Origin of the sequence: Aeromonas sp. 603757, from assembly GCF_049171255.1 — a bacterium.
Taxonomy (GTDB): Bacteria; Pseudomonadota; Gammaproteobacteria; order Enterobacterales; family Aeromonadaceae; genus Aeromonas; species Aeromonas veronii_A.
The window spans coordinates 35,683-58,711 of the sequence record NZ_JAAKOE010000013.1 but is presented as its reverse complement, the minus strand read 5'-3'; the positions used below and the strand labels follow the sequence as shown (position 1 = coordinate 58,711).

Below are 23,029 nucleotides of genomic sequence, written 5' to 3'. Positions count from 1 at the left end.
GGAGGGCGTTCATGATCAAGCTAACCGGCCTCTCCAAGGCATATCACGGCAATCAGGTGCTCAACGGCATCGATCTGGAGGTCAAAAAGGGGGAAATTGTCGTCATCATCGGCCCCTCCGGCACCGGCAAGTCGACCCTGTTGCGCTGCCTGAACCTGCTGGAGACCCCGGATGCGGGCACCCTTGCCATCGACGATCTCGAGCTGAATCTGGCCAAGGCCAGCGAACAGCAGGCGATCGAGCTGCGTAAACGAGCCTCCTTCGTGTTCCAGAACTACGCCCTGTTTGCCAACAAGACGGCGCTCGACAACATCGCCGAAGGGCTGATCACCGTCTGGAAGCAGCCAAAAGCGGAGGCCCGCGCCACAGCGCTCGGCATCCTCAAGGATATTGGTCTTGCCGACAAGCAGGATGCCTATCCGGCGTCTCTCTCGGGCGGCCAGCAGCAGCGGGTCGGCATTGGCCGCGCCATGGCGGCCCACTCCAAGGTGATCCTGTTTGACGAGCCCACCTCGGCCCTCGATCCCGAGTGGGTCGACGAGGTTTTGGGACTGATGAAAGAGTTGGCCCGCCAGCACCAGACCATGGTGGTGGTGACTCATGAGATTGAATTTGCTCGTGATGTTGCCGATCGGGTGATCTTCATGGAAGGAGGGCGGATCGTCGAGCAGGGCCCGCCGGATCAGATATTGGTCGATCCCAAGGATCCCCGTACCCGGGAGTTCTTGCGGAAAGTCCTTAAATAGCTCTCTCTTTGGCGGCCTGGCCGCCTTTTTTATTGAGGGATCCCTTGTTTAACCCCGGGTTGCCAGTATAATCCGGAGCCCTTGATCCTCTGGATCCTCACGCTCGGCAGTGGCCTTTTCAAGACCATGGCAGGATGAGAGGGAACGGCGGATTGACTAAAAGCCGAACTCTGTTTAGAATTCGGCCTCTTTTGCTAGTCGTCACACGCTATAGCTGGCGCGTCGGCTAAGTGTGACAATCAAAACTGTACAGAAATACGGAATCGAATCATGAAACGTACTTTTCAACCGTCCAACCTGAAGCGCAAGCGCTCTCACGGTTTCCGCGCCCGCATGGCAACTGCCAACGGTCGTAAAGTTCTGGCCGCTCGTCGTGCCAAGGGTCGTGCCCGCCTGGTAGTCTAATGCCTACCCAGCACACCTTCTCTCGGGAGTTACGTCTGTTAACTCCCGAACACTTCAAACGCGTTTTTGCCGAGCCTGTCCGGGCCGCCTCTCCGCAGATTACCCTTCTCGCTTCTCCCAATTCGCTCGAACACCCTCGTCTTGGTCTCGCTGTGCCCAAAAAAGCACTCAAGCGTGCCGTCTGGCGTAACCGTGTCAAACGGGTGGTTCGGGAAAGTTTCCGCCTCAAACAACATCAGCTGCCCGCTATCGACATCGTGGTGATCGCCAAGGCCGGTGTGAAAGAGATGGATAACGAGGAACTGTTCAAGTTACTGGAAAAGCTATGGCGCACCCTGTCACGCCGTTGCAATGGGTAGCTATCAAACTGATACGCCTGTATCAGCTAATCATTAGCCCTCTGCTCGGGCCGCGCTGCCGTTTTACCCCGACTTGTTCCCAATTTGCGATAGAAGCCATCCGACTTCACGGTTTCATAAAAGGCGTTTGGTTAGCCAGCAAACGTCTATTAAAATGCCATCCCTTATCCGAGGGTGGTTATGACCCGGTTCCGCAACCAAAGCGAAGAAACTGAAAACTATGGAATCACAACGCAATCTACTCCTGATCGGTTTGCTGTTCGTGAGCTTTCTGCTCTGGCAACAGTGGGAGTCCGACAAGGCTCCGAAGCCGGCCCCGACTACCGTGGCCCAAACCGAACATTTCGTACCTGAAGCCGGTCAGACCGGTGATATTCCTCAGGTTTCCGAGCAAGCCAACGCGACTGCCGCACGCAAGCTGATCACAGTCTCCTCTGACGTGCTCAAGCTGACCCTGGATACCCAGGGTGGCGACATCGTGTCTGCCGAACTGCTGTCTCACAAACTGGAAGAGGGCAAGGACCAACCGTTCGTGCTGCTGACCAGCAAGCCTGAGCACCTCTATATCGCCCAGAGCGGTCTGGTGGGTCGCAACGGTCCGGACAGTCAGGCCGAAGGTCGTCCTACCTATGAAGCCGCCCAGACCAGCTATCAGCTGGCCGATGGTCAGGATCAAGTCGTCGTTCCGATGACCTGGACCGACAGCAAAGGCGTGGTCTTCACCAAGGAGTTCATCCTCAAGCGTGGCGACTATGCCGTTGGCGTTGATTACAAGATCGACAACAAATCTGCCGAGCCGGTTCAGGTGCAGTTCTATGGTCAGCTGAAGCAGACCGTAGCAACGCCGAAGGATCAGGAAGGTCATGCCATGGTAGCCAGCGCTTACCGTGGTGGTGCCTTCTCCACTGAAGATACACGCTACAAGAAGTACACCTTCGACGAGATGAAGGATGCCGACCTGAACAAGACCACCAAGGGTGGTTGGGTCGCCATGCTGCAACACTACTTCGTCTCTGCCTGGGCTCCGAATGCCGACGATACCAACAGCTTCTACAGCCGCGTGATCCCGGGTAAAGGCCAGGCCATCATCGGTTACAAGGCGCCAATGGTTGACGTGGCTGCCGGTCAACAGGCCGAAGTGACCAGCAAACTGTGGGTCGGCCCCAAGCTGCAAGACCAGATGGCCAAGGTAGCTAACCACCTCGACCTGACTGTCGACTACGGCTGGCTGTGGTTCATCGCCCAACCGCTGCACTGGCTGCTGACCGTGTTCCACGGTTTCGTCCAGAACTGGGGTCTGGCCATCATCATGCTGACCCTGCTGGTGCGCGGCATCATGTTCCCGCTGACCAAGGCCCAGTACACCTCCATGGCCAAGATGCGCATGCTGCAACCCAAGATTGCGGCCCTGCGCGAGCGCTTCGGCGATGACCGCCAGAAGATGTCTCAGGGCATGATGGAGCTGTACAAGAAGGAGAAGGTCAACCCGCTGGGTGGCTGCCTGCCGATCCTGGTTCAGATGCCCATCTTCATTGCCCTCTACTGGGCACTGATGGAGTCTGTTGAGCTGCGCCACGCGCCGTTTGCCCTGTGGATCACTGACCTGTCAGTGAAGGACCCCTTCTTCGTGCTGCCAATCCTCATGGGTGCCTCCATGTGGTATCTGCAGAAGATGAGCCCGACCACCGTAACCGACCCGATGCAGCAGAAAGTGATGCAGTTCATGCCGATCATCTTCACTTTCATGTTCCTCTGGTTCCCGGCTGGCCTGACTCTCTACTGGCTGGTGAGCAACGTCATCTCCATCATCCAGCAGACCATCATCTATCGTCAGCTGGAGAAGAAAGGACTGCATTCACGCAGCTAATCTTCCCGTGATGACAAAAGAGGCGGCCTTCGGGCCGCCTTTTTTATTACAATGTCCCCCACTACGTTTTCCTATCAGCGAACAAACGAGCCAAGCAAGATGACAACAGATACGATCGTGGCCCAGGCCACCGCGCCAGGCCGTGGTGGCGTCGGCATAGTCCGGGTCTCCGGCCCCGCCGCCGAACAGGTCGCCGGGATAGTGCTCGGCAAGCTCCCTCGGGTGCGCTACGCCGAATATCTGCCGTTCAAGGATGAGCAAGGCCAGGTACTGGATCAGGGCATCGCCCTGCTGTTCAAAGCCCCCAACAGCTTCACCGGCGAGGATGTGCTGGAGCTGCAGGGCCACGGCGGCCCCGTCATCATGGACATGCTGATCCGCCGCATTCTGAAAATCGATGGCATCCGCCCTGCCCGCCCCGGCGAGTTCAGCGAGCGCGCCTTCATCAACGACAAGCTGGATCTGGCCCAGGCCGAAGCCATCGCTGACCTTATCGAAGCCTCCAGCGAACAGGCCGCTCGCAGCGCCATGCACTCCCTGCAGGGGCAGTTCTCCAGCAAAATCCAGCAACTGGTGGAGAGCCTGATCCGGCTGCGCATCTATGTGGAAGCGGCCATCGACTTCCCGGACGAGGAGATCGATTTCCTCTCTGACGGCAAGGTGGCGGGCGACCTCTACAGCATCATGTCCGAGCTGGACGACGTGCGCAGTGAAGCCAAACAGGGCGCTCTGCTGCGGGAAGGGATGAAGGTGGTGATCGCAGGTCGTCCCAACGCCGGCAAATCGAGCCTGCTCAACGCTTTGGCAGGGCGCGAGTCAGCCATCGTCACCGAGATTGCCGGTACCACCCGCGACGTGCTGCGCGAACACATCCATCTCGATGGCATGCCGCTGCACATCATCGACACCGCCGGTCTGCGCGACACTCAGGACAAGGTGGAGCAGATCGGTATCGAACGCGCCTGGGCCGAGATTGAACAGGCCGATCGGGTGCTGTTTATGGTGGATGGCACCACCACAGATGCGGTTGACCCGCGGGAGATCTGGCCGGAATTTGTTGATCGGTTGCCAAAAAACATCGGCCTCACCGTCATTCGCAACAAGGCAGACCTGACCGGCGAGGATCTGGCACCGAGCCAGGAGCTGGGCCACGCCGTCTACCGCATCTCCGCCAAAACCGAACTGGGGCTGCCCGCCCTGCGCGAACACCTGAAAGCCTGCATGGGCTTCCAGGGCAACACCGAGGGGGGCTTTATGGCCCGCCGCCGCCATCTGGATGCACTGGAGCGCGCCGCCGAGCGCCTGCTGGTGGCCAAGGAGCAGCTGGAAGTGTTCGTGGCCGGCGAGCTGGTGGCCGAAGAGTTGCGCCTGGCGCAGGAGTCCCTCTCCGAGATCACCGGCGAATTCAGCTCCGACGATCTGCTGGGCCGCATCTTCTCCAGCTTCTGCATCGGCAAGTAATGTGGTGAAAAATCAGCAATAAAAAGCAGCCAGCGAGAATATAAGACATTGTAAATATTGAACTTTGTTTTTTACTGACTATTCTTGCCTGATCTTGTTTCGTGAGAATTTACCCCGAGAGTACCCCGAAGTAACCTCTCGGGGTACTTTCGGGGGACAATTATGAAGATCAGCATCGAATTCCGCGAACCTGACGCCGAAGGCAAGCGCGCTCTGCGCTTAACCTATTACGCCGGCTCCTACCTTGAACCAACCACGGGCATCCGCAAGCACAAACGCCACTGCGCCATCACAATGACCACAGCATCACTTGCTGATGATGTTTTCCACTACACCATAATCAAAGTGGGCTGACGGGAAGTTGCTGTGATATTTCATCGCCTGCTCGACAAACTCATCTGCCAATGGTGCTCGTTGCCGATAGTCATGAAACAGAATGGCCTGGAGATGTCCCAGCTTGCTGCGCTGCTCATCGGAGGGCAAGCCCTCATCATCCAACAGGCAGACTGTGGGCCGCCCCATTAGAATGGACTCGGCGTGTATGGAGGAAGCACCGTTGCACAACACAACATCAGCCTCCTGAATCGCTCGGATCGAGCACTCCTCAGCGGGAATGATGCAATCGGGAAAACGATTATTGAATAATTTCTCTACCTGCGCCACGTCCCGCCAAGCAGGTAACTTGACTCTGACATTTTCCGTTATAAGCGGAGCAAAGTAATCGACTATTCCTGAATCACCAAATCTCAGACGCAAGTGTTCAAACATACTGATGAACAGTACAATCCTCGGTTTATTTTTTTGGGCTGGCTGGCTAGGACGAGCACTTTTTGTATGCTTTATCCATCCACTTTCTATGACTTTCGTATGACGACCCAAGGTCGCCTGGAGTGCAGAGGATGAAAAAGGCGTAAGTATGTAGTCAAAAAGATCCAAAAACCTTAGTTCATTGAGATTTTTATCTCCAAAAGGAGTAAGAAGATCATGTGGAATATATATGGATTTCTTAGGTTTTAATTTTTGAATTATTTCTAATGGCGATGAATAATTTGGGTAGTGTTCATTAAATTTTGGCGCCAAAAACTTTGCAACATCTCTAGTTAAATTAGTATGTGCTGATGTAATGTAGACAACATCCTCACCAATAAAGGGGGCAAGTAAATCTTCATCCTGCGCTGTGAGTTGGCCAAAATCCAACTCTGTGACATCATAACCAACCGCCCTAAGGTATTTGCATAAATCAGCCAACACATACTCAGAATCTACGCCTGAGGTAACAATTTTCATGAGGTCTGGCCTTTTATTATGTGGTAATTTGAGAAACAGCAAACTGATTATCGCTTGCTCTTATCCCCACTCGCGGTGTACGCGTCAACTTGGTGTCAATGACATCAATAATGAGAGTGCTGCCAACCTCAACCATTACCTTGGTAGACATGACAGAGAGTGCAATAATAGTAGAGTACTGCCCAGCGGTAACATTCACCTCTTCACATGGTATAAATTTAGGCTCACTTATTATCCTCCAACTACCATCATTAACCCATAATGTGATAACAGGCATATCTGCCGTGGATGCCTGAAGCATACAGGCATACATATGACTATCTTGCGGGCCTGAATAGCAAGCGACCAGAGAAGCATGTCCACTCCCAGCCCCCAACCACGAAAATTTAGCCTTTATACTAATCACATCATCTACAGCAGTTTTTGCCTGAGCAATGGCCAGAGAAAAACCATCAGCTGGCGCCATAAAACCAATCTTGGTCGAATCAAATGGTGTTATCATCAAATTCTCCCAATAGAAATTTTCGGTATTGCAAATTGGGAGTCTAGCCGCCCTAAGTGTTACACAGCTGGGCGACTCAGTATAAATCGCCGGTGCAGAACCAAATACAGAATAAGAACCATCAGGCAAACATCCAATAGAGACAAAATCACATTTTTGATTTTCCGAAAGCTGTGCTATCTCATAGAAACCAACCTTATGAAGACGTTTTCTAGTGTTCTTGCTATGTACCACAAAATGGCAATTATCGATATATAAAATATGACTTTGACAAGCCCTCAGAAGTAGATTTAGGATATGTCGCTCACCAATAAAATCCTGCATCAGCCAAGGTGATGTGATACCAATACTTGTTACATGACGATCTTTCAAATGCAATACAAAATCGTCAACATTGCGAACATAAATAACTTCCTGATCTTGCAACAGTAACGAGACACCATCATGTAGCACTGGACATGCAAAAACTATATTGCACTGCTGCCAACTCTTGATATTTTTAGAAATACCAACAAAAACATCTTCAAGCTCAGCCGCTGTAACTATCACATCGTGGACATTGGCTGATGACATCACCGGTAATGAACTGACTTTCTCGCACAGAAGTTCTGTTATAGCCTGAAGTCTGGAGATATCATCACGCAGAGTTAGCTGCACCTCTGACAGTTGCTGGTTACCTTGCTCAATCCCCTGACTCAGATTAACCAGCTGTTCTGAAAAAATGAGATCAGCATCGCACTTTCCTGAACGCCTCAGGAATGATTGGAGAAAACGCGTAAATCGACTCATGGTATCGTCATCCAATAATTATTATTCAGTACAGTTTTGCCTAACTGCTCTCTTCAGGTATACAGACAAGGGCATAGAAATGGGTGTTATCCCATCGGTTGTACTCTTTTGGATAAATATCAACAACTTCCTTAATGCTGAAACCGGCTTGACGTATAAGATCTATCTCATGCTGTAGCCATCTATATTCAGAGTAGTAATCTGTTCCTAGCTCTTTGGAGTAACCATCAACAATGACATCTTCAGTACACCCCATCTGATGCTTGACTATCAAAGTACCAGCAGGTCGTATCCATGAGCGAGCCTTCTGATAAATCCGTTCCGCCTCTGTTCTATTAAAGAAATTCATCACACCAAAAATGGTAACAAGATCAAATTTCTCTGCCACATCAAATATATTGAGATCTTCATTAATAACTTTCAGGTTGTCCGTTCTTTTTATAAAATCGCTAAAGTTAGAATATTTTTCTACAGCGACTATTTTAGAGAAATCTTCTGTAAGGTGATTAACAAGCAGCCCAGTACCAGCACCAAGATCAAGCAGGGTTTTACTTTTATCTGAGAAATGTTTGACTAACTCAATATCAAAAATAGAAAAATCGGGGGCTTTATTTCTAGTCTCTATTGGTGATTTTATTTTGCTGGCTAGTTTTTCATAATAACTATTTATTTTATGATTACCACTACTCCACGAGTCCACAAAATCAACAGCTTTCTTATAGTCTTCATAAGTGTCAATATCTTGCGCTCGTATTATCTTCGCAGACATTGGCAATAATGGTTCTAAAAGATTGTAAAGATGGCCCGAGGTAAATCTTATATTTTCCCTGCGGATGGCAGCAGGTCCAGACCACTCGTAATCACCATCATCTCTGGAAAATGAAACAACTTGTTCTTGTTCATTAAGCTTCACAAAAACTGCGTCTTCGCTCACTTTTTGACTCACCCCAATAAATTCTTGCTCTGCTTCAATGCACTGAGCAATATCATCTGGGTGAACTAATAGATCCCCATCCCAAGCAATAATCATTTCATTAGCATGTTTACCACCAAGATAGAGACTAGCGCCAGTTTTAGAGTGAAAATAATCGTGATTGAAAACAAAAATAATATCTTTTCTGATCGAGCATACTTCATCAATAAGACTGCTAGCCTGAAAACCAACAACTATTCTAAGATCACTTACATGCCGGAATTGTTCTAGCTGTAGATGAATAAGTGGCACCCCTTGTAGCTTAATAAGCGACTTTGTTTGTCCCAGCCCAAGGCGCGAACCAACCCCCGCAGCACTAATTACCACTGACCTTCCATTTTGAGGTGATTTTATCTGTTGCAGTAACCTGAGCATAGCAACAGAATCATATACTGCATAATCTGCAACTTGCATGACCGTATTTGCCGGTTGGTGAATCAAGCCGCAAGCAATAGAAACATCAGCGATCCTCATGGCCTCAGCATCATTATTTCCATCACCGATGAAAACGACTTGCTCACCTTGCGCTTGATACTCTTTAACAATATCTTCTTTCTTTAGTATTTTGGTTAATCGAACCTTGCCATTGGCATCAACTTCCCCTTCTGATGAACGAATTACGCACTCTATTTTTTTGGCTAATTCTGCGATCCAGCCATTATAATTTCCAGTGGCAATAATACAGTCATCACGGTTACTATTGATAAAATCGAGCAGAGACTGGTTAAGGGGAATATCCGCTACGATGCGAGCAACTTGAGCCACATCTAGGTGACCAAGTATGTCAACCCGCTTGATGAAACTTTCCATGAATGGGATCTGACCATTAATAGTCTGGGCAGTTAACTCTTCTATTTGCGTAGTGACATTGAAACTTTTAGCTATGATAGGCAATGTTTCACAGCAGCTAAGAGTTCCGTCGAGATCGAAAATAAATTTCATCCTTTGCCTCGCTAGATTGGCAATATCTAAACGTTTGTATTTATAAGACAATAAGCAAGTGAAGTCGAGACAATCTGGCGCAGGATCATACCCAGATCAGATGGACTTAGCCCACGATGGTAGACATATTCTGTTCTCACGACGAGACTTATTCGAAGACCTCTGGTGTGACGCGCATCCAAGGTGGCTCTAGCGTCGCACTCTGTAGTAGAACGCTTCAATGCAATCGAAGATTTCGGCGCGGACCAGATCGTGGGTTTTGTTGATCCTTTTTATGATGCGATCTTTTTTTCAGCGAACTGAAGAACGATTCAGAGACAGCATGATCCCAACAGTTGCCACGTCGGCTCATATTGGGGGCCAAGTTATTGGCCCCAAAAAACACTGCCTATCGTTACTGCCATATTGGCAACCCTGATCCGACTACACGATAGCCAATCCACAAACCTAAAGGCGGCGCAGGCACCACATGAAGTAAGCGCCCCCTAATAGGGTGGAGACCAGCCCGACCGGCACCTCCTGCGGGAAGAGGATCTGCTGGCCGACCCAGTCCGCCGATACCATCAACAGGGCGCCGGAAGCGGCGGCCCCAAGCAGGTGCCAGCGTGCCCGCACCAACCCCATCAGCTTGGCCATATGTGGTGCCAGCAGACCAACGAAGGAGAGCGGCCCCACCACCAGTGTGGCGCTGGCAGTGAGCACGGCCACCAGCAGCAGGATGGCGAGCTGGGCACTGTTGAGGCGAATGCCCAGCGCGGTCGCCACCGCACTCCCCATTGGCAGCAGATCGAGCCAGCGGCTGACAAGCAGGCAGGCGGCCAGCATCAACAGCGCCAGCCCCACCAGCCCATAGGCCACCGGCAGGGTGACGTAGTAGGTGGAACCGGACATCCATGAGAGCAGTTGCTGCACCCGCAGGTCACCGTTGGCCAACGCGATGGCCTGCAGCGGCTCAAACAACGCCGTGATGGCGATACCTGAGAGCAGGATCCGCTCCGGCTGGAAGCCGTGCTTGCGATTGACCACTACCAGCAGCAAGAGACAAGCGAAGGCCCCGATCAGGCCGCCCAGCAGCATTATGGGCAACGGCAAAGCTGGCAGCAGTAAGGCCGTCGCTATCACCCCCATAAAGGTGCCGCCGCTAACCCCCAGCAACTCCGGGCTCGCCATCGGGTTGTTGCTGACCCGCTGCAACAGGGTGCCCGCCAGCGCCAGCAGCACGCCAGCAGCCCCCGCCGCCAGAGTGCGCGGCAGCCGCCACTCCAGCTGGGCCTGCCAGCGCAGCCAGCTTGGCCAACTCCAGCCCATCATCCCCTGTCCAACCAGCAGGGAGGCGACCACGGCCAGCATCAGCCCGACCAGCAACAGGCCAATAAGGCGAGCCGGTGCCGGATGGCGGGCCACCAGCAGGCCGGCGTTTGCCTTTGGCGTACCCGACTTGATGCCAAGGCGCGGGATCAGCCAGAGCAGCAGCGGCGCGCCCAGCATGGCGGTCATGGCGCCAGTGGGGATCAAGACTGGCCAGAAGCGGCTCAGACTCTGCAGCAGCAGATCGGTCGCCGCCAGCAGCAGGGCGCCGAGGATCGGTGTCCACAATAGCCGTTGGCCAAGCTGACGGATCCCGAGCAGCCGCACCATGGCGGGCGCTGCCAATCCGATAAAGCCGATTAGCCCAACCACGCTCACCACGCAAGCGGTGACAAATACCGCCAAGCCAAGCCCCGCCAGTCGCAAGTGTTGGAGGGAGACCCCCAGACTGCGGGCGCTGGCATCATCCAGCTCCAGCACCGCCAGCGGGCGCACCAGTACTGCGGCCAGCAAAGCGGCTGCCAGCAGGCGGGGCAACAGATAACTCACCCCGCTCCAGCTGTTCTGCACTAGCGAGCCACTGCCCCACACCAGCAAGCCTTTCAGCTCCTCCTGAAAGAACAGCAAGAGCCCCATGCTGATGGCCGCCAGATAGAGGTTGATCACCAGCCCGGCAAAGACGATGACCACCGGATTGAGCTGGCGACGCCAGGCCAGGGCAAACACCAGTGCCATCGCAAGGCTGCCGCCGGCCATGGCGATCCACTCCCGCCCCAGCAGCAACCAGGAGGGGGCAAATAGGGTCACCATCATCAACGCCAGTTGAGCGCCGGAGGCTACCCCCAAGGTGGTCGGTGACGCGAGCGGGTTGCGCAGCACCTGCTGCATCAGGGTACCCGCCAGCCCGAGCGCCGCCCCGGCCAGCAGGGTGACCGCCAAGCGGGGCAGCCAGCTGAAATGCACCACCGCTTGGCTGACGTCATTCAGATTGGGGGTGAACAGGCTCTGCCACCAGAGCGCACTGGGCAGCTGGCGAGCCAGCTCCCAATACGCGAGCGAGAGGGTCAACCCCAGCAGGATCGAGACCGACCGCAGCAGCGGCGATGTGAGCAGTCGCTTCATCGGCTCGCCTCCATACGCTGGGCATCTTGCAGCAATGCATCGCTGAGCAGACCGGCGAAACGGCGGGCGGCAAGTACGCCGCCAAAACTCCAGACCGCAGGCAGATGCAGCACGGGGGCTTGGCGTACCAGCGGCAGATGCTGCCACAGCCCAGGCTCCTGCAGCCGTTCGCTCACCCCTACCGGGATGGGATCGACCACCACCAGCCGCGCGGTTGGCAAGGTCATAAACTGCTCGATGCTGACCACCGAGAAACCCCAGTCATTGGTCTGCTCCTGCCAGCCATTACGCAGCCCGAGCCGCGTCATCACCGCATCGAACAGGCTGTGGCGACCAAACACCCGCACATGGCGCTCATCGATAAACTGCACCACCAGCAGGGGCGGCAGATCCGCAGGCAATCCGGCCTGCATGCTGGCGAGATCCCGATCCAGCCCGGCCAGCAGCCGTTCGCCCTCGGCAGTTTTGCCCACCATACGGGCGAGAGTCAGGGTCACCTCGTGCAGTCTCTGCCACAGATCGGTTTGCCCATCATAGAGGGCGATGGTGCTCACCGGCGCGATGCGGGAAAGAGTTGGCGCCAGCGGGGCCGCCAGCGGCGAGATGAGGATGCGGTCGGGTTTGAGCTCTGCCAGCAGCTCACGGTTGGGCTGGGTGCGCAGGCCGATATCCACCACTCCGGCGGGTAGCCGTGGCTCGCCAACCCATGCCTGATAGGGGCCAACATCCCCAACGGCCAGCGGAGTCACCCCGAGTGCCAGCAGGGTCTCGGCTATGGTCCAGTCGACGGTGGCGACACGGGGTAGCGGCGCAGAGGCGATCGGGGATGTGTCGGCCTGCGCCGCAAGTGGCAGCAGCAGGCTAATAAGGCAGGGTGCCATCTTCTTCAATAAACGGTTCAAGAGAGCCCCCGGTCAGACGATGGCGATGGGATGAGCATGAGCCGGGTGGCGAATGACCTCCATCGGAATGCCATAGATGGCGTGCAGGGTCTCACTGGTCATGAGCCCCTCAGGTTCGCCGTGGGTAAGCAGGCGGCCGGAGTGGAGCGCCACCAGCCGATCACAGAAGCGGGAGGCCATATTGATGTCGTGAATGACGATGATGACCCCGAGGTTTAGCTGACGGCTCAACTGCTTGACCAGCGTCAGCACCTCCACCTGATGGGCCACGTCCAGCGCGGCCAGCGGCTCGTCCAGCAGGATGAAGCGGCTCTCCTGGGCCAGCAGCATCGCCAGCCAGACCCTGCCCCGCTCGCCGCCGGAGAGGGTATCCACCAGCCGATCGGCAAAACGTTCGGTATGAGTCAGAGCGATGGCACGCTCGACCTGACGGAGATCCTCCGCCCCCATCCGGCCCAGCAGGCCACGCCAAGGGTAGCGGCCCATATCCACCAGCTCCCGCCCGAGCAGATTCTCGGCGCTCGGCAGATGCTGGGGCAGATAGGCCACCTGACGGGCAAACTCCCGGTTGCCCCAGTCGGGCAGCGGCTTGCCATCGAACAGGATCTCGCCGTCGCTGAGGGGTTGCTGGCGAGCCAGCAGCTTGAGCAGGGTCGATTTACCCGAACCATTGTGGCCGATGAGGCCATAGACCTGTCCCTGCTCGAAACGCAGGTCGGTGGGGTGCAGCAGCGCGCGGTCATTGACCGTGAAGCTGGCTGATTTCATCTCGAACATAAGCAATTCCTGTGCTGGCTTGCCGCCAGTCTCATCGGTGCCGGCATCAAGCCGGCACCTCGCAATCCAGATGGGCGATCGCATCGCGGCTCACTGCGGCGCGGCGCGCCCCGGTCAGTTCAGTGAGCTGGCCCTGACGCATCTCCAGCAGGCGATCGGCCTGCGGGAAGTAGTGATCGTCGTGACTGATGGCAATCACCGTCTTGCCCATCTCCTTGAGGCGCGGCAGCAGCACCTGATAGAAGATGCGGCGGAACTGGGGATCCTGATCCGCGGCCCACTCGTCAAACAGCATCACTTCGCGCTGCTCGGCCAGCGCCAGCAGCAGAGCGACCCGCTTGCGCTGCCCTTGGGAGAGATCGATATCGGCGATAAAGCCATCCTCGATGGTGAGCTTGCTGCCCATCTGCAACCGCTCCAGCCACTCGGCCACCAGCTCATCCTTGGGTTCCGGCCCCAGCAGGTGCTGGAACAGGTGATAGTCGGTAAAGATGGCGGAGAAGAGCGCCATATAGCCGTTGCGATCGGTGATCGGCTCACCATCCAGCAGGATCCGGCCCGATACCGGCTGGTAAAGGCCAGTCAGCAGCATGGCCAGCGTCGACTTACCGGAGCCATTGCCACCGATGATGAAGATCTGCTCCCCCTTTTCGATGACCAGATCGATGGGGCCAACGGCAAAGCCGCCCTCCCCCTGATAGTGAAAGCTCACCTGCTCCAACTCGATACGCTGCCAGGGGCGGATGGCGGGCAGCAGCGGGAAGTCCGCATCCGGCTCGGCCAGATTGAGGGCGGCGATCTTGTCGAACGCCACCTGAGCGGCAAGCAGGGTCGGCAGGGCGCCAATCCCCTGCAACAGCGGGGTACGCAGGAACAGCAGGGTCAGCGCAAAGGTGGCGGCCACATTGGTGTTGGCCCAACCAAGGCCGTTGGCCAGAAAGAAGACCAGACCGATCGCCCCCAGCATCATGATATTCGACCAGTTCACCGCGCTCAGGTGATAGGTGTCGGCGCGGATGATCTGCTGGCGGTAGTCACGGGCATTTTGCTCATAGAGCTGGTGGTAAACGAAGTGAGCCCGCTCGCGGTTGAGCGCCAGCTCCTTGCTGCCCGCGATGATGGCCTGATAGTTCTGATAGAGCCGATCTTCGGCCTGACGCATGTGGGAGAGATGGCGATAAACACGGTTCACCAGCAACCAGCCCACCACCATGGTGACGGTGACCCAGAGCGCAGTCACCCCGAGCAATGCAGGAGAGAGCCAGCCAAGGTAAAGGGCAGAACCCAGCGTGAGCACCAGCCCCTGCACCAGCTCAGGCAGGCGCACGAAGGCGATGGTGATCTGGCCGATATCGCTGGAGAGGGAGGCCAGCAGTGGCCCCTGACCAATCTGGCGGATGCGGGCGACATCGGTATCCAACAGTTGCTTGAGCAGACGGCCACGCAACCGGTAGACAAAATGGTGACCGAGAGTGGTCAAGGCCAGCTGAGATCCGAGCGTGATCACCAGCAGCAACACAATCAGGCCGACCAGCTGACCGAGGATCGGCAGCGGATCACCTATAGATTCGATAAGAGACTGATTGATAAAAGCAATGACGCCAATCCCGCTGACGGCACTGAGCAGACTGAGCAGGGTAATGGCGATAAAAGGCCAACGATATTGGCGATAAACCAGAGACAAGAGTTCCATAACGGACCGGTATTCCAGATATATCAGAACAACTGCGGGTGAAAAGAAGGGCGGGAACCCGGTTCCCGCCCGACTTCGATTACCAGCGGTAGTTGATGCTGCCCACTACGCTGCGCGGCTCGCCGTAGTAGCAGTAGTAGTCACAACTGGCCACGTAGGTTTCACCCAGCAGGTTGTTGACGTTGAGCTGGGCGCGCCAGTTCTTGGCAAAGTCATACCCGATCATCGCATCCCACACGGTATGGGCCGGCACCTCGGCAGAGCCGTAGATGGGGGTGTAGTCCGCATTCACGGCGCCAATACCCACGCTGGAACCGATATAACGTACACCGGTACCCAGCTCCAGACCCGAAGCCACCCCTTGCTGCACCTTGTAGTTACCCCAGAAGGAGGCCTGGTGGCGAGGGATCAGGCTGGCACGGCGATCGCCACTGCCGGTGTCGTTGGTCTTGGCATCGGTGTAGGTATAAGCAGCGGTCAGACGCAGCGCATCGGTCACCTGCACGCTCCCTTCCAGCTCAACCCCCTGAGAGGTCACTTCACCCGCCTGGGTCTGCTGGCCGGAACCGGTAGAGACCAGCGAGTTGGTCTGGGCCAGATCGAACAGCGCCAGATTGATGTAACCGTCGAGGAAGGCTGGCGCATACTTCACGCCGGTCTCGTAGAGCTTGCCCTTGAGCGGCTTGTAGGAGTTTCGGGTGTTAGGATCGATCCCCGGCAGCACCTCGAACGACTCGGCATAGGCAAAGTAGGGAGAGAGGCCGTTGTCAGCCAGATACATCAGGCTGCCCGAGAGGGATAACTCGTGATCGTACTGGCGCTCGTCCTTGCTGGTATTGGTGTTGTGGGTTTCCACATAGTCGAAACGGCCACCGCCAGTCAGCAACCAGCGATCGTCCCAGCGGATCTGGTGCTGGGCATAGAGGCCGCTCTGGCCCTTGGAGCTCTTCTGGTGAGTGGCGGTCGACTCGTCAAAACCGGGGAAGCCGCTGTAATCCGGGTTCATGGTATTGATGGTGCCCATGGCGTAGTTGTCGGCCTCGACCCCTTCATTGACGTGACGCTGCAGATCCACCCCCAGCAGCAAGGTCTGCTCGGTGCTGTCGGTGTTCCAGTAGCCCACCATCTGGTTATCCATGGTGGCACTCTTGGTATTGCCATCACGGTAAACCAGGCCACGACTGGCAGTTGTGCCTTCATAGGTCGGGAAGATATAGGTCTGGCGCAGCAGCAGATCGTTATAGTTGAAGCGGACGTTCTGCTTGAACTCCCAGGTCTGGTTGAGCTGGTGGGCCAGCTCGTAACCGGTGGAGATCTGGGTATTGCGGTTGCGATCGTAATCCGGTTGGCTCAGGTTGGTGGAGGGATCAATCTGGCCACCTGACGTATTCAGGGTGCCATAGACCGGGAAGAAGCCGTTGGTCGGGACCCCTTCGTCGTGCAGGAAGCTGGCCAGCAGGGTCAGGCTGGTACGATCCGAAAGATCGAAGGTGACGCTCGGCGCCAGATAAACCCGATCGTTGTAGGTGCCGGTGAGCACACCATCACGCTCTTTATAAAGAGCAACCATGCGGTAACGGCTGTTGTCGGAGAGCGCGTCAGAGACGTCCACCCCGACTTGACGATGATCCCGGCTGCCAAGCTGCAGATCCACCTGCCCTTGCGGCGTGGCGGTCGGCCGCTTGCTGATGGCATTGATCACCCCGCCCGGAGGCGCCTCACCGTAAAGGATCGAGGCTGGCCCCTTCAGCACTTCTACATTCTCCAGACCAAACGGTTCCGGCGTCCAGACGTAATAGCCGGTGCCAAACAACCGGTTACCATCCAGATAAGAGGCGGCATCGAAGCCACGGACTTTGAACCAGTCGGTGTTGTTGTCGGAACCATAGAGACCGGTCAATACGCCGGAACGGTAGCGAATCGCTTCATCCAGCTGCAACACGGCGTGCTGATCCAGCTCCTCGCGATTAACCACGGAGACGGCGCGAGGGGTCTCGGCCATCGGCACTTCCACCTTCATAGCCGTACCTGTCACCACCATGGTTTCGCTGGCTTTGGGCAGCTCAGCGGTGGTTTGTTCGGCCATCAGCGGCAGGGAGACGAGCAAACCGGAGAGCGAAAGCACGCCGAAGGCGCCCTTCTTGCCGGGTCCTGTAGTGTATTTTTGCGCAATCATATTAAAGTCTCGTTTATCAATGAGTTATGTTGTTTTAATTGTTATTTGTGGTCGTTTGTCACGACATCACCCTGTTCCATGGGCGAATAAAACAGCGCAATCCTACTACAGGAGCCGTGATCGAATCGATTCAATAATTGCTAATCATTTGCATCTACATTGTTATCTGACTGCATCGTTGGCAGGATTTCGCGGGAGATGGGAGCCATCAGGAGAGCCATTAGCGGAGAAGAAAATTGAGAGGAAAATAAAGAAGCAGAAAAAAGATCGGCAGGATGGATCCGGCGGCATTATCTGACTGGATCCATTATCCCCAAGCTTTATCCATATTTATCCACACCCTTTGGCGGTAGAATCCGGCTTTCCGTTTCTTTGTCTGAAATCAGGATCCATTCCATGGCCAAACTCAATCTCGTCGTCGGCTCCATGCTGGGCGCCGCCGAATATGTCGCAGACCACGTCGCCAACCTGCTGGAACAGGCTGGGCACCAGACCCGGATCCACAACCCGGCCAAGCTGGCAGAGGTGCTGGATGATACGGGATCCATCCTGCTGGTGGTCACTTCCACCCATGGTGCCGGTGATGTACCCGACAACCTGCAACCCTTCGCCAAGGATCTTGCCGAGCAGCATCCGGATCTTAATTCATTGAAATATGGCGTGATCGCCCTTGGTGACAGCAGTTATGACACCTTTTGCCAGGGTGGCAAGACGCTGGATCGCCTGCTGGCCGAGTGCGGTGCCAGCCGGATCGGCGAGCGGCTCGACATCGATGTGACCCAACACGAGATCCCCGAAGATGCAGCAGAAGTGTGGATCCGCGACTGGATGACGATGATCGCCTGATCAGAGTGCGGGAGATCCTGAAAAAAAGCTTGATCTCCCCACTTATCCCCAGATCGACTATCCACCATGTTATTAACAGATTGATCCGGGGGAGTTGTTCTACAAGGTTACCCACAATGCCCAGGGGTAATGTGCATAACTACGGTGTAAAGCTCTGCAAAACCTATAGTTATCCATGTATTAGATCCAGACCGACAGACCTCTGTGTATAAAAGTCCTGGTTATCCCCTCGTTCACCGGGCCAGGATCCAAGCTTTTCCACAAGCTAGGATCGTCCTTAAATTAATGATCTTTATGATCAAAAAGTGCTTATCAACAGAAAGGGCGGATCCTAATAAGAGATCCAGTAAAAGATCGATCTAAAGATCCTTAAGATCTAATTAGTGGATCCTCCCTTCATACTGAACGTTAAGTAGACGTTCCCCTCAGGACGCGAAACAGATAGAATGTTCCGCCCTTTAGCCCAGGCAAATAAAGATCTTCAGGCGTGCAGATCAAGGTGATCCCAATGCAATACCATGAACAATTTGATGTGATCGTCGTCGGTGGCGGTCATGCCGGAACCGAAGCAGCAACAGCGGCAGCCCGTATGGGCATGAACACCCTGTTGCTGACCCACAATATCGATACGCTGGGACACATGTCCTGTAATCCGGCGATCGGCGGGATCGGCAAGGGACACCTGGTCAAGGAAGTTGACGCACTCGGCGGGATCATGGCGCGTGCCATCGATCTTGGCGGGATCCAGTTCCGCACCCTCAACTCCTCCAAGGGCCCGGCAGTGCGAGCCACTCGTGCCCAGGCGGATCGCCTGCTCTACAAGGCCGTCGTTCGCCAGATGCTGGAGAACTACCCGAACCTGAAGATCTTCCAGCAGGCTTGTGACGATCTGATCATGGACGGGGATCGTGTTGCCGGTGTGGTCACCCAGAGCGGGATCCGCATCAGCGGCAAGACAGTGGTGCTGACGGTCGGTACCTTCCTGAACGGGTTGATCCACATCGGGATGGAAAACTACAAGGGCGGCCGTGCCGGGGATCCTCCCTCGATCGCCTTGGCCCAGCGCCTGCGCGAACTGCCGCTGCGCATCGATCGCCTCAAGACGGGCACCCCGCCGCGCATCGATGCCCGCAGCGTCGATTTCTCCGTAATGCAGGAACAGCACGGCGACGATCCGCGTCCGGTCTTCTCGTTTATCGGCGATGCCAGCCAGCATCCCCGTCAGGTGCCCTGCTACGTCACCCATACCAACGAGCGTACCCACGAAGTGATCCGCAATAACCTGGATCGCAGCCCCATGTACGCCGGGGTGATCGAGGGGATAGGTCCGCGCTACTGCCCGTCGATCGAAGACAAGATCACCCGTTTCGCCGACAAGACTGCACACCAGATCTTCGTCGAACCGGAAGGCCTTACCACCCACGAACTCTATCCGAACGGGATCTCCACCAGCCTGCCGTTTGACGTGCAGGTGCAGATCGTCCGTTCCGTGCGCGGCTTCGAGAACGCCCACATCACCCGCCCCGGCTATGCCATCGAATATGATTTCTTCGATCCGCGGGATCTCAAGGCCAACATGGAGAGCAAGTGCATTCCAAACCTGTTCTTCGCCGGCCAGATCAACGGCACGACCGGTTACGAAGAGGCAGCGGCACAAGGCCTGATGGCCGGTTTGAACGCGGCCTTGCGTGCCCAGGACAAGGATCCCTGGAACCCGCGTCGGGATCAGGCCTACATGGGCGTGATGATGGATGATCTCTCCACCCTGGGGACCCGCGAGCCTTACCGCATGTTCACCAGCCGCGCCGAATATCGCCTGCTGCTGCGTGAAGACAACGCCGATATCCGCCTGACAGCCATTGGTCGCGAGCTGGGTCTGGTGGATGACGAGCGCTGGAGCAAATTCAACGCCAAGATGGAACAGGTCGAGCTGGAGCGTCAGCGCATGCGTTCAACCTGGATCCACCCGCAACATCCGTCACTGGAAGCGGTCAACGCCCTGGTCAACACCCCGCTGACCCGCGAACAGAGTCTGGAAGAGCTGCTGCGTCGTCCCGAGGTGACCTATGATGCGCTGATGGCCATCGAAGGTGTCGGTCCTTCCGTGACCGATCCTGCCGCGGCCGAACAGGTTGAGATCCAGATCAAGTACGCCGGTTACATCGAGCGTCAACACGATGAAGTGGAAAAGCAGCTGCGCAACGAGAACACCCTGCTGCCGCTGGATCTGGACTATCGCGAGGTGAACGGCCTCTCCAACGAGGTGAAAGCCAAGCTGAACGATGCCAAGCCGCAGACCATTGGTCAGGCTTCCCGCATCTCCGGCATCACCCCGGCGGCCATCTCCATCCTGCTGGTTCACCTGAAAAAACACGGCCTGCTGCGTAAAACCGCCTGAGGAATCCCATGTTGGAAAGATTGAACGGCCTGCTCAAGCAGGCCGAAATTGTTATCACCGATACCCAAAAGAGCCAACTGGTGCAGTTGGTCGAGTTGCTGCACAAGTGGAACAAGGCTTACAATCTCACCTCGGTGCGAGATCCGGAAGCCATGCTGGTCAAGCATATCCTCGATAGCCTGGTGGTAAGCCCCCACTTGCACGGTGAGCGCTTCATCGACGTGGGGACCGGTCCCGGCCTGCCGGGATTGCCGCTGGCGATCATCAATCCGGACAAGCAGTTCGTCCTGCTCGACAGTCTGGGCAAGCGGATCAACTTCATCCGTCAGGTGATCCAGGAGCTGGGTCTGACCAATGTGACGCCGGTCAAATCCCGGGTTGAAGAGTATCAACCTGAGGTGGGATTTGATGGTGTACTGAGTCGGGCATTTGCCTCGCTGGAGGACATGCTGAGCTGGTGTCACCACCTGCCGTCAGAACAGGGCAGCTTCCTGGCGCTCAAGGGACAATATCCCGAGCAGGAGCTTGCCCAGTTGCCTGCCAATATCCGTCTGGTAGCCTGTCATGAGTTGCGGGTGCCGGAGCTGGAAGGCGAACGTCATCTGCTGGAATTCAAACATATCCAGCCCGAATAGGGTCGCAGTTTCATTTAGGGGATCGTGTGGGAAAAGTCATCGCCATAGCCAACCAGAAGGGTGGAGTAGGTAAAACCACCACCTGTGTGAATCTGGCCGCCTCCATGGCTGCCACCCGGCGCAAGGTGCTGGTGATCGATCTGGATCCGCAGGGCAATGCCACCATGGGCAGCGGTGTCGACAAGTATGACGTCGAGCGCACCGCCTATGAGCTGCTGATCGAGGATGCCCCCATCAGCGAAGTGATCATCCCCGAAACCACCGGGGGGTATCACCTGATCGCCGCCAACGCCGACGTGACCGCGGCCGAAATCCGTCTGATGGAATTTTTCGCCCGCGAAATCCGCCTGCGCAATGCGCTGGCTTCGGTGCGGGACAAATACGACTACGTCTTCATCGACTGCCCGCCCTCTCTCAACATGCTGACCGTGAACGCCATGGCCGCCGCCGACTCCGTGTTGGTGCCCATGCAATGCGAATATTACGCGCTGGAGGGGCTCACCGCCCTGGTCGACACCATCAGCAAGCTGGCCGCCGTGGTCAATCCGGAGCTCAAGATCGAAGGGGTGCTGCGCACCATGTTCGATCACCGCAACCGGCTGGCCAATGATGTGTCCGATCAGCTAAAACAGCACTTTGGTGACAAAGTCTACCGCACCATCATTCCCCGCAACGTTAGACTGGCTGAAGCCCCGAGTTTCGGTGCCCCGGCCATGCACTATGACAAATCATCGGTGGGCGCCAAGGCCTACCTGGCACTGGCTGGCGAGATCCTGCGCCGCCAGGAGCAGGAACGTCAGGCGACCATCGCAGACCGAGAGAGCATATGACTCCGAAAAAACGTGGACTGGGCAAGGGGCTGGATGCCCTGCTCAGTACCAGCACGGCTGCCCGCCAGAAACAGGTGATGAGCGATCAACGTACTGAAGAGGCCATGGCCCCCACCAATCAGGGCGAGCTGCGCAAGCTGCCGGTGGAGTGGTTGCAGTCCGGCAAGTACCAGCCCCGCAAGGATATGTCCCAGGATGCACTGGAAGAGCTTGCCAACTCCATCCGCGCTCAGGGGGTGATCCAGCCCATCGTGGTACGCCCTCTCGGCGAACAATCCTTCGAAATAATTGCCGGTGAGCGGCGCTGGCGCGCGTCCCAGCTGGCGCGGCTCGAGGTGGTGCCCTGCATCGTCAAGGATGTACCCGACGAGGCTGCCGTTGCCATCGCGCTGATTGAGAACATCCAGCGGGAAGACCTCAATGCCATCGAAGAGGCGGTCGCTTTACAAAGACTACTGACCGAATTCGAACTCACCCACCAGCAGGTGGCCGAGGCGGTGGGCAAGTCCCGCACCACGGTGACCAACCTGCTGCGTCTCAACCAGCTCAACGACGACGTGAAGCGTTTCGTCGAGCATGGCGACCTCGACATGGGTCATGCCCGAGCCCTGCTGGCCCTGAGCGGTCAGGCTCAGTCCGAACTGGCCAAGCTGGTTGCCCAGAAAGGGCTGACTGTACGCGATACCGAGAAGCTGGTGCAAAAAGCGCTTGAACCGGCAAAAGCCAGGGTCGAACCGGCCCGTGATCCGCAGATCGGCTACCTGGAGCGCCAACTGGCAGAAAAAATTGGCAATCAGGTGCAACTTCAGCCTGGCAAGCGGGATAGCGGAAAGTTAGTAATAAGTTACGAGAATTTATCCGATTTGGACCGTATATTGGGCTATTTTGGCGTGTCAGAATCGTGATTCTTACGCTTTTTGTAGTAATAAAACATCCATTCCTTTTGATATGGCCATAACCTTGATTTGCCGCGGAAAGCCGCAAAAATTAAGGATTTTTGTCATATTGCAA

20 protein-coding genes and 1 pseudogene are annotated in these 23,029 nt (G+C 55.9%); 12 read left to right on the top strand and 9 right to left on the bottom strand.

Annotated elements, in window-relative coordinates:
- Nucleotides 1-11 precede the first annotated feature (11 nt).
- From G5332_RS13500 to G5332_RS13470, 7 genes are all read left to right on the top strand, one after another.
- Nucleotides 12-746, top strand: a complete 735-nt coding sequence (locus tag G5332_RS13500) for an amino acid ABC transporter ATP-binding protein (protein ID WP_005339311.1) — start codon at nucleotides 12-14, stop codon at nucleotides 744-746.
- 270 nt (nucleotides 747-1,016) lie between these two features.
- On the top strand, nucleotides 1,017-1,151 hold the full coding sequence (rpmH, locus tag G5332_RS13495; protein ID WP_005307156.1) for a 50S ribosomal protein L34: 135 nt from the start codon (nucleotides 1,017-1,019) through the stop codon (nucleotides 1,149-1,151).
- Nucleotides 1,151-1,510: a ribonuclease P protein component gene (rnpA, locus tag G5332_RS13490; protein ID WP_005342318.1), complete on the top strand. Its 360-nt coding sequence runs from the start codon at nucleotides 1,151-1,153 to the stop codon at nucleotides 1,508-1,510. The genes rpmH and rnpA overlap by 1 nt, the downstream gene beginning before the upstream one ends.
- Nucleotides 1,477-1,725: a membrane protein insertion efficiency factor YidD gene (gene yidD, locus G5332_RS13485; protein ID WP_075116235.1), complete on the top strand. Its 249-nt coding sequence runs from the start codon at nucleotides 1,477-1,479 to the stop codon at nucleotides 1,723-1,725. The genes rnpA and yidD overlap by 34 nt, the downstream gene beginning before the upstream one ends.
- Nucleotides 1,726-1,730: 5 nt before the next feature.
- Nucleotides 1,731-3,377 (top strand): membrane protein insertase YidC, encoded by a 1,647-nt coding sequence (yidC, locus tag G5332_RS13480; RefSeq protein WP_088868083.1) that lies wholly within the window; start codon nucleotides 1,731-1,733, stop codon nucleotides 3,375-3,377.
- A 99-nt stretch (nucleotides 3,378-3,476) separates the two neighbouring features.
- Nucleotides 3,477-4,838, top strand: a complete 1,362-nt coding sequence (mnmE, locus tag G5332_RS13475; RefSeq protein ID WP_139459600.1) for a tRNA uridine-5-carboxymethylaminomethyl(34) synthesis GTPase MnmE — start codon at nucleotides 3,477-3,479, stop codon at nucleotides 4,836-4,838.
- A 162-nt stretch (nucleotides 4,839-5,000) separates the two neighbouring features.
- Nucleotides 5,001-5,192 (top strand): hypothetical protein, encoded by a 192-nt coding sequence (locus G5332_RS13470; RefSeq protein WP_227341694.1) that lies wholly within the window; start codon nucleotides 5,001-5,003, stop codon nucleotides 5,190-5,192.
- Here the strand turns inward: G5332_RS13470 and G5332_RS13465 are convergent.
- The 9 genes and pseudogenes from G5332_RS13465 to G5332_RS13425 all read right to left on the bottom strand — a co-directional run bounded on the left by G5332_RS13465 (nucleotide 5,145) and on the right by G5332_RS13425 (nucleotide 17,309).
- Nucleotides 5,145-6,125: a hypothetical protein gene (locus G5332_RS13465; protein WP_421172839.1), complete on the bottom strand. Its 981-nt coding sequence runs from the start codon at nucleotides 6,123-6,125 to the stop codon at nucleotides 5,145-5,147. The genes G5332_RS13470 and G5332_RS13465 overlap by 48 nt on opposite strands.
- Nucleotides 6,126-6,141: 16 nt before the next feature.
- Nucleotides 6,142-7,416 (bottom strand): hypothetical protein, encoded by a 1,275-nt coding sequence (locus G5332_RS13460; RefSeq protein WP_227341693.1) that lies wholly within the window; start codon nucleotides 7,414-7,416, stop codon nucleotides 6,142-6,144.
- Nucleotides 7,417-7,456: 40 nt separating this feature from the next.
- A complete protein-coding gene (locus G5332_RS13455) occupies nucleotides 7,457-9,331 on the bottom strand; it encodes an HAD-IB family phosphatase (protein WP_421311284.1) in 1,875 nt (624 codons plus the stop codon).
- A gap of 189 nt (nucleotides 9,332-9,520) precedes the next feature.
- A pseudogene (locus tag G5332_RS13450) lies at nucleotides 9,521-9,754 on the bottom strand (IS3 family transposase); the annotation flags it as partial.
- Nucleotides 9,755-9,778: 24 nt separating this feature from the next.
- A complete protein-coding gene (fhuB, locus tag G5332_RS13445) occupies nucleotides 9,779-11,761 on the bottom strand; it encodes a Fe(3+)-hydroxamate ABC transporter permease FhuB (protein WP_421172840.1) in 1,983 nt (660 codons plus the stop codon).
- Nucleotides 11,758-12,642 (bottom strand): ABC transporter substrate-binding protein, encoded by an 885-nt coding sequence (locus G5332_RS13440; protein ID WP_421172858.1) that lies wholly within the window; start codon nucleotides 12,640-12,642, stop codon nucleotides 11,758-11,760. Before G5332_RS13440 ends, fhuB begins: the two co-directional genes overlap by 4 nt.
- A gap of 33 nt (nucleotides 12,643-12,675) precedes the next feature.
- On the bottom strand, nucleotides 12,676-13,440 hold the full coding sequence (locus tag G5332_RS13435) for an ATP-binding cassette domain-containing protein (protein WP_421172841.1): 765 nt from the start codon (nucleotides 13,438-13,440) through the stop codon (nucleotides 12,676-12,678).
- Nucleotides 13,441-13,486: 46 nt separating this feature from the next.
- Nucleotides 13,487-15,133: a multidrug ABC transporter permease/ATP-binding protein gene (locus G5332_RS13430; RefSeq protein ID WP_421311283.1), complete on the bottom strand. Its 1,647-nt coding sequence runs from the start codon at nucleotides 15,131-15,133 to the stop codon at nucleotides 13,487-13,489.
- 79 nt (nucleotides 15,134-15,212) lie between these two features.
- On the bottom strand, nucleotides 15,213-17,309 hold the full coding sequence (locus G5332_RS13425; RefSeq protein WP_421172843.1) for a TonB-dependent siderophore receptor: 2,097 nt from the start codon (nucleotides 17,307-17,309) through the stop codon (nucleotides 15,213-15,215).
- A gap of 396 nt (nucleotides 17,310-17,705) precedes the next feature.
- Between G5332_RS13425 and mioC the strand changes: the two genes are divergently transcribed.
- From mioC to G5332_RS13400, 5 genes are all read left to right on the top strand, one after another.
- Complete coding sequence (gene mioC, locus G5332_RS13420; protein WP_201959052.1) at nucleotides 17,706-18,155, top strand: FMN-binding protein MioC; 450 nt, start codon at nucleotides 17,706-17,708, stop codon at nucleotides 18,153-18,155.
- A 508-nt stretch (nucleotides 18,156-18,663) separates the two neighbouring features.
- A complete protein-coding gene (gene mnmG / locus G5332_RS13415; RefSeq protein WP_075116263.1) occupies nucleotides 18,664-20,553 on the top strand; it encodes a tRNA uridine-5-carboxymethylaminomethyl(34) synthesis enzyme MnmG in 1,890 nt (629 codons plus the stop codon).
- Between the two features lie 8 nt (nucleotides 20,554-20,561).
- Nucleotides 20,562-21,188 (top strand): 16S rRNA (guanine(527)-N(7))-methyltransferase RsmG, encoded by a 627-nt coding sequence (gene rsmG / locus G5332_RS13410; RefSeq protein WP_421172844.1) that lies wholly within the window; start codon nucleotides 20,562-20,564, stop codon nucleotides 21,186-21,188.
- Nucleotides 21,189-21,214: 26 nt separating this feature from the next.
- Nucleotides 21,215-22,018, top strand: coding sequence for a ParA family protein (locus G5332_RS13405; RefSeq protein WP_005357226.1), 804 nt, complete (start codon nucleotides 21,215-21,217; stop codon nucleotides 22,016-22,018).
- Nucleotides 22,015-22,923 (top strand): ParB/RepB/Spo0J family partition protein, encoded by a 909-nt coding sequence (locus G5332_RS13400; protein WP_005342343.1) that lies wholly within the window; start codon nucleotides 22,015-22,017, stop codon nucleotides 22,921-22,923. Before G5332_RS13405 ends, G5332_RS13400 begins: the two co-directional genes overlap by 4 nt.
- Nucleotides 22,924-23,029 lie beyond the last annotated feature (106 nt).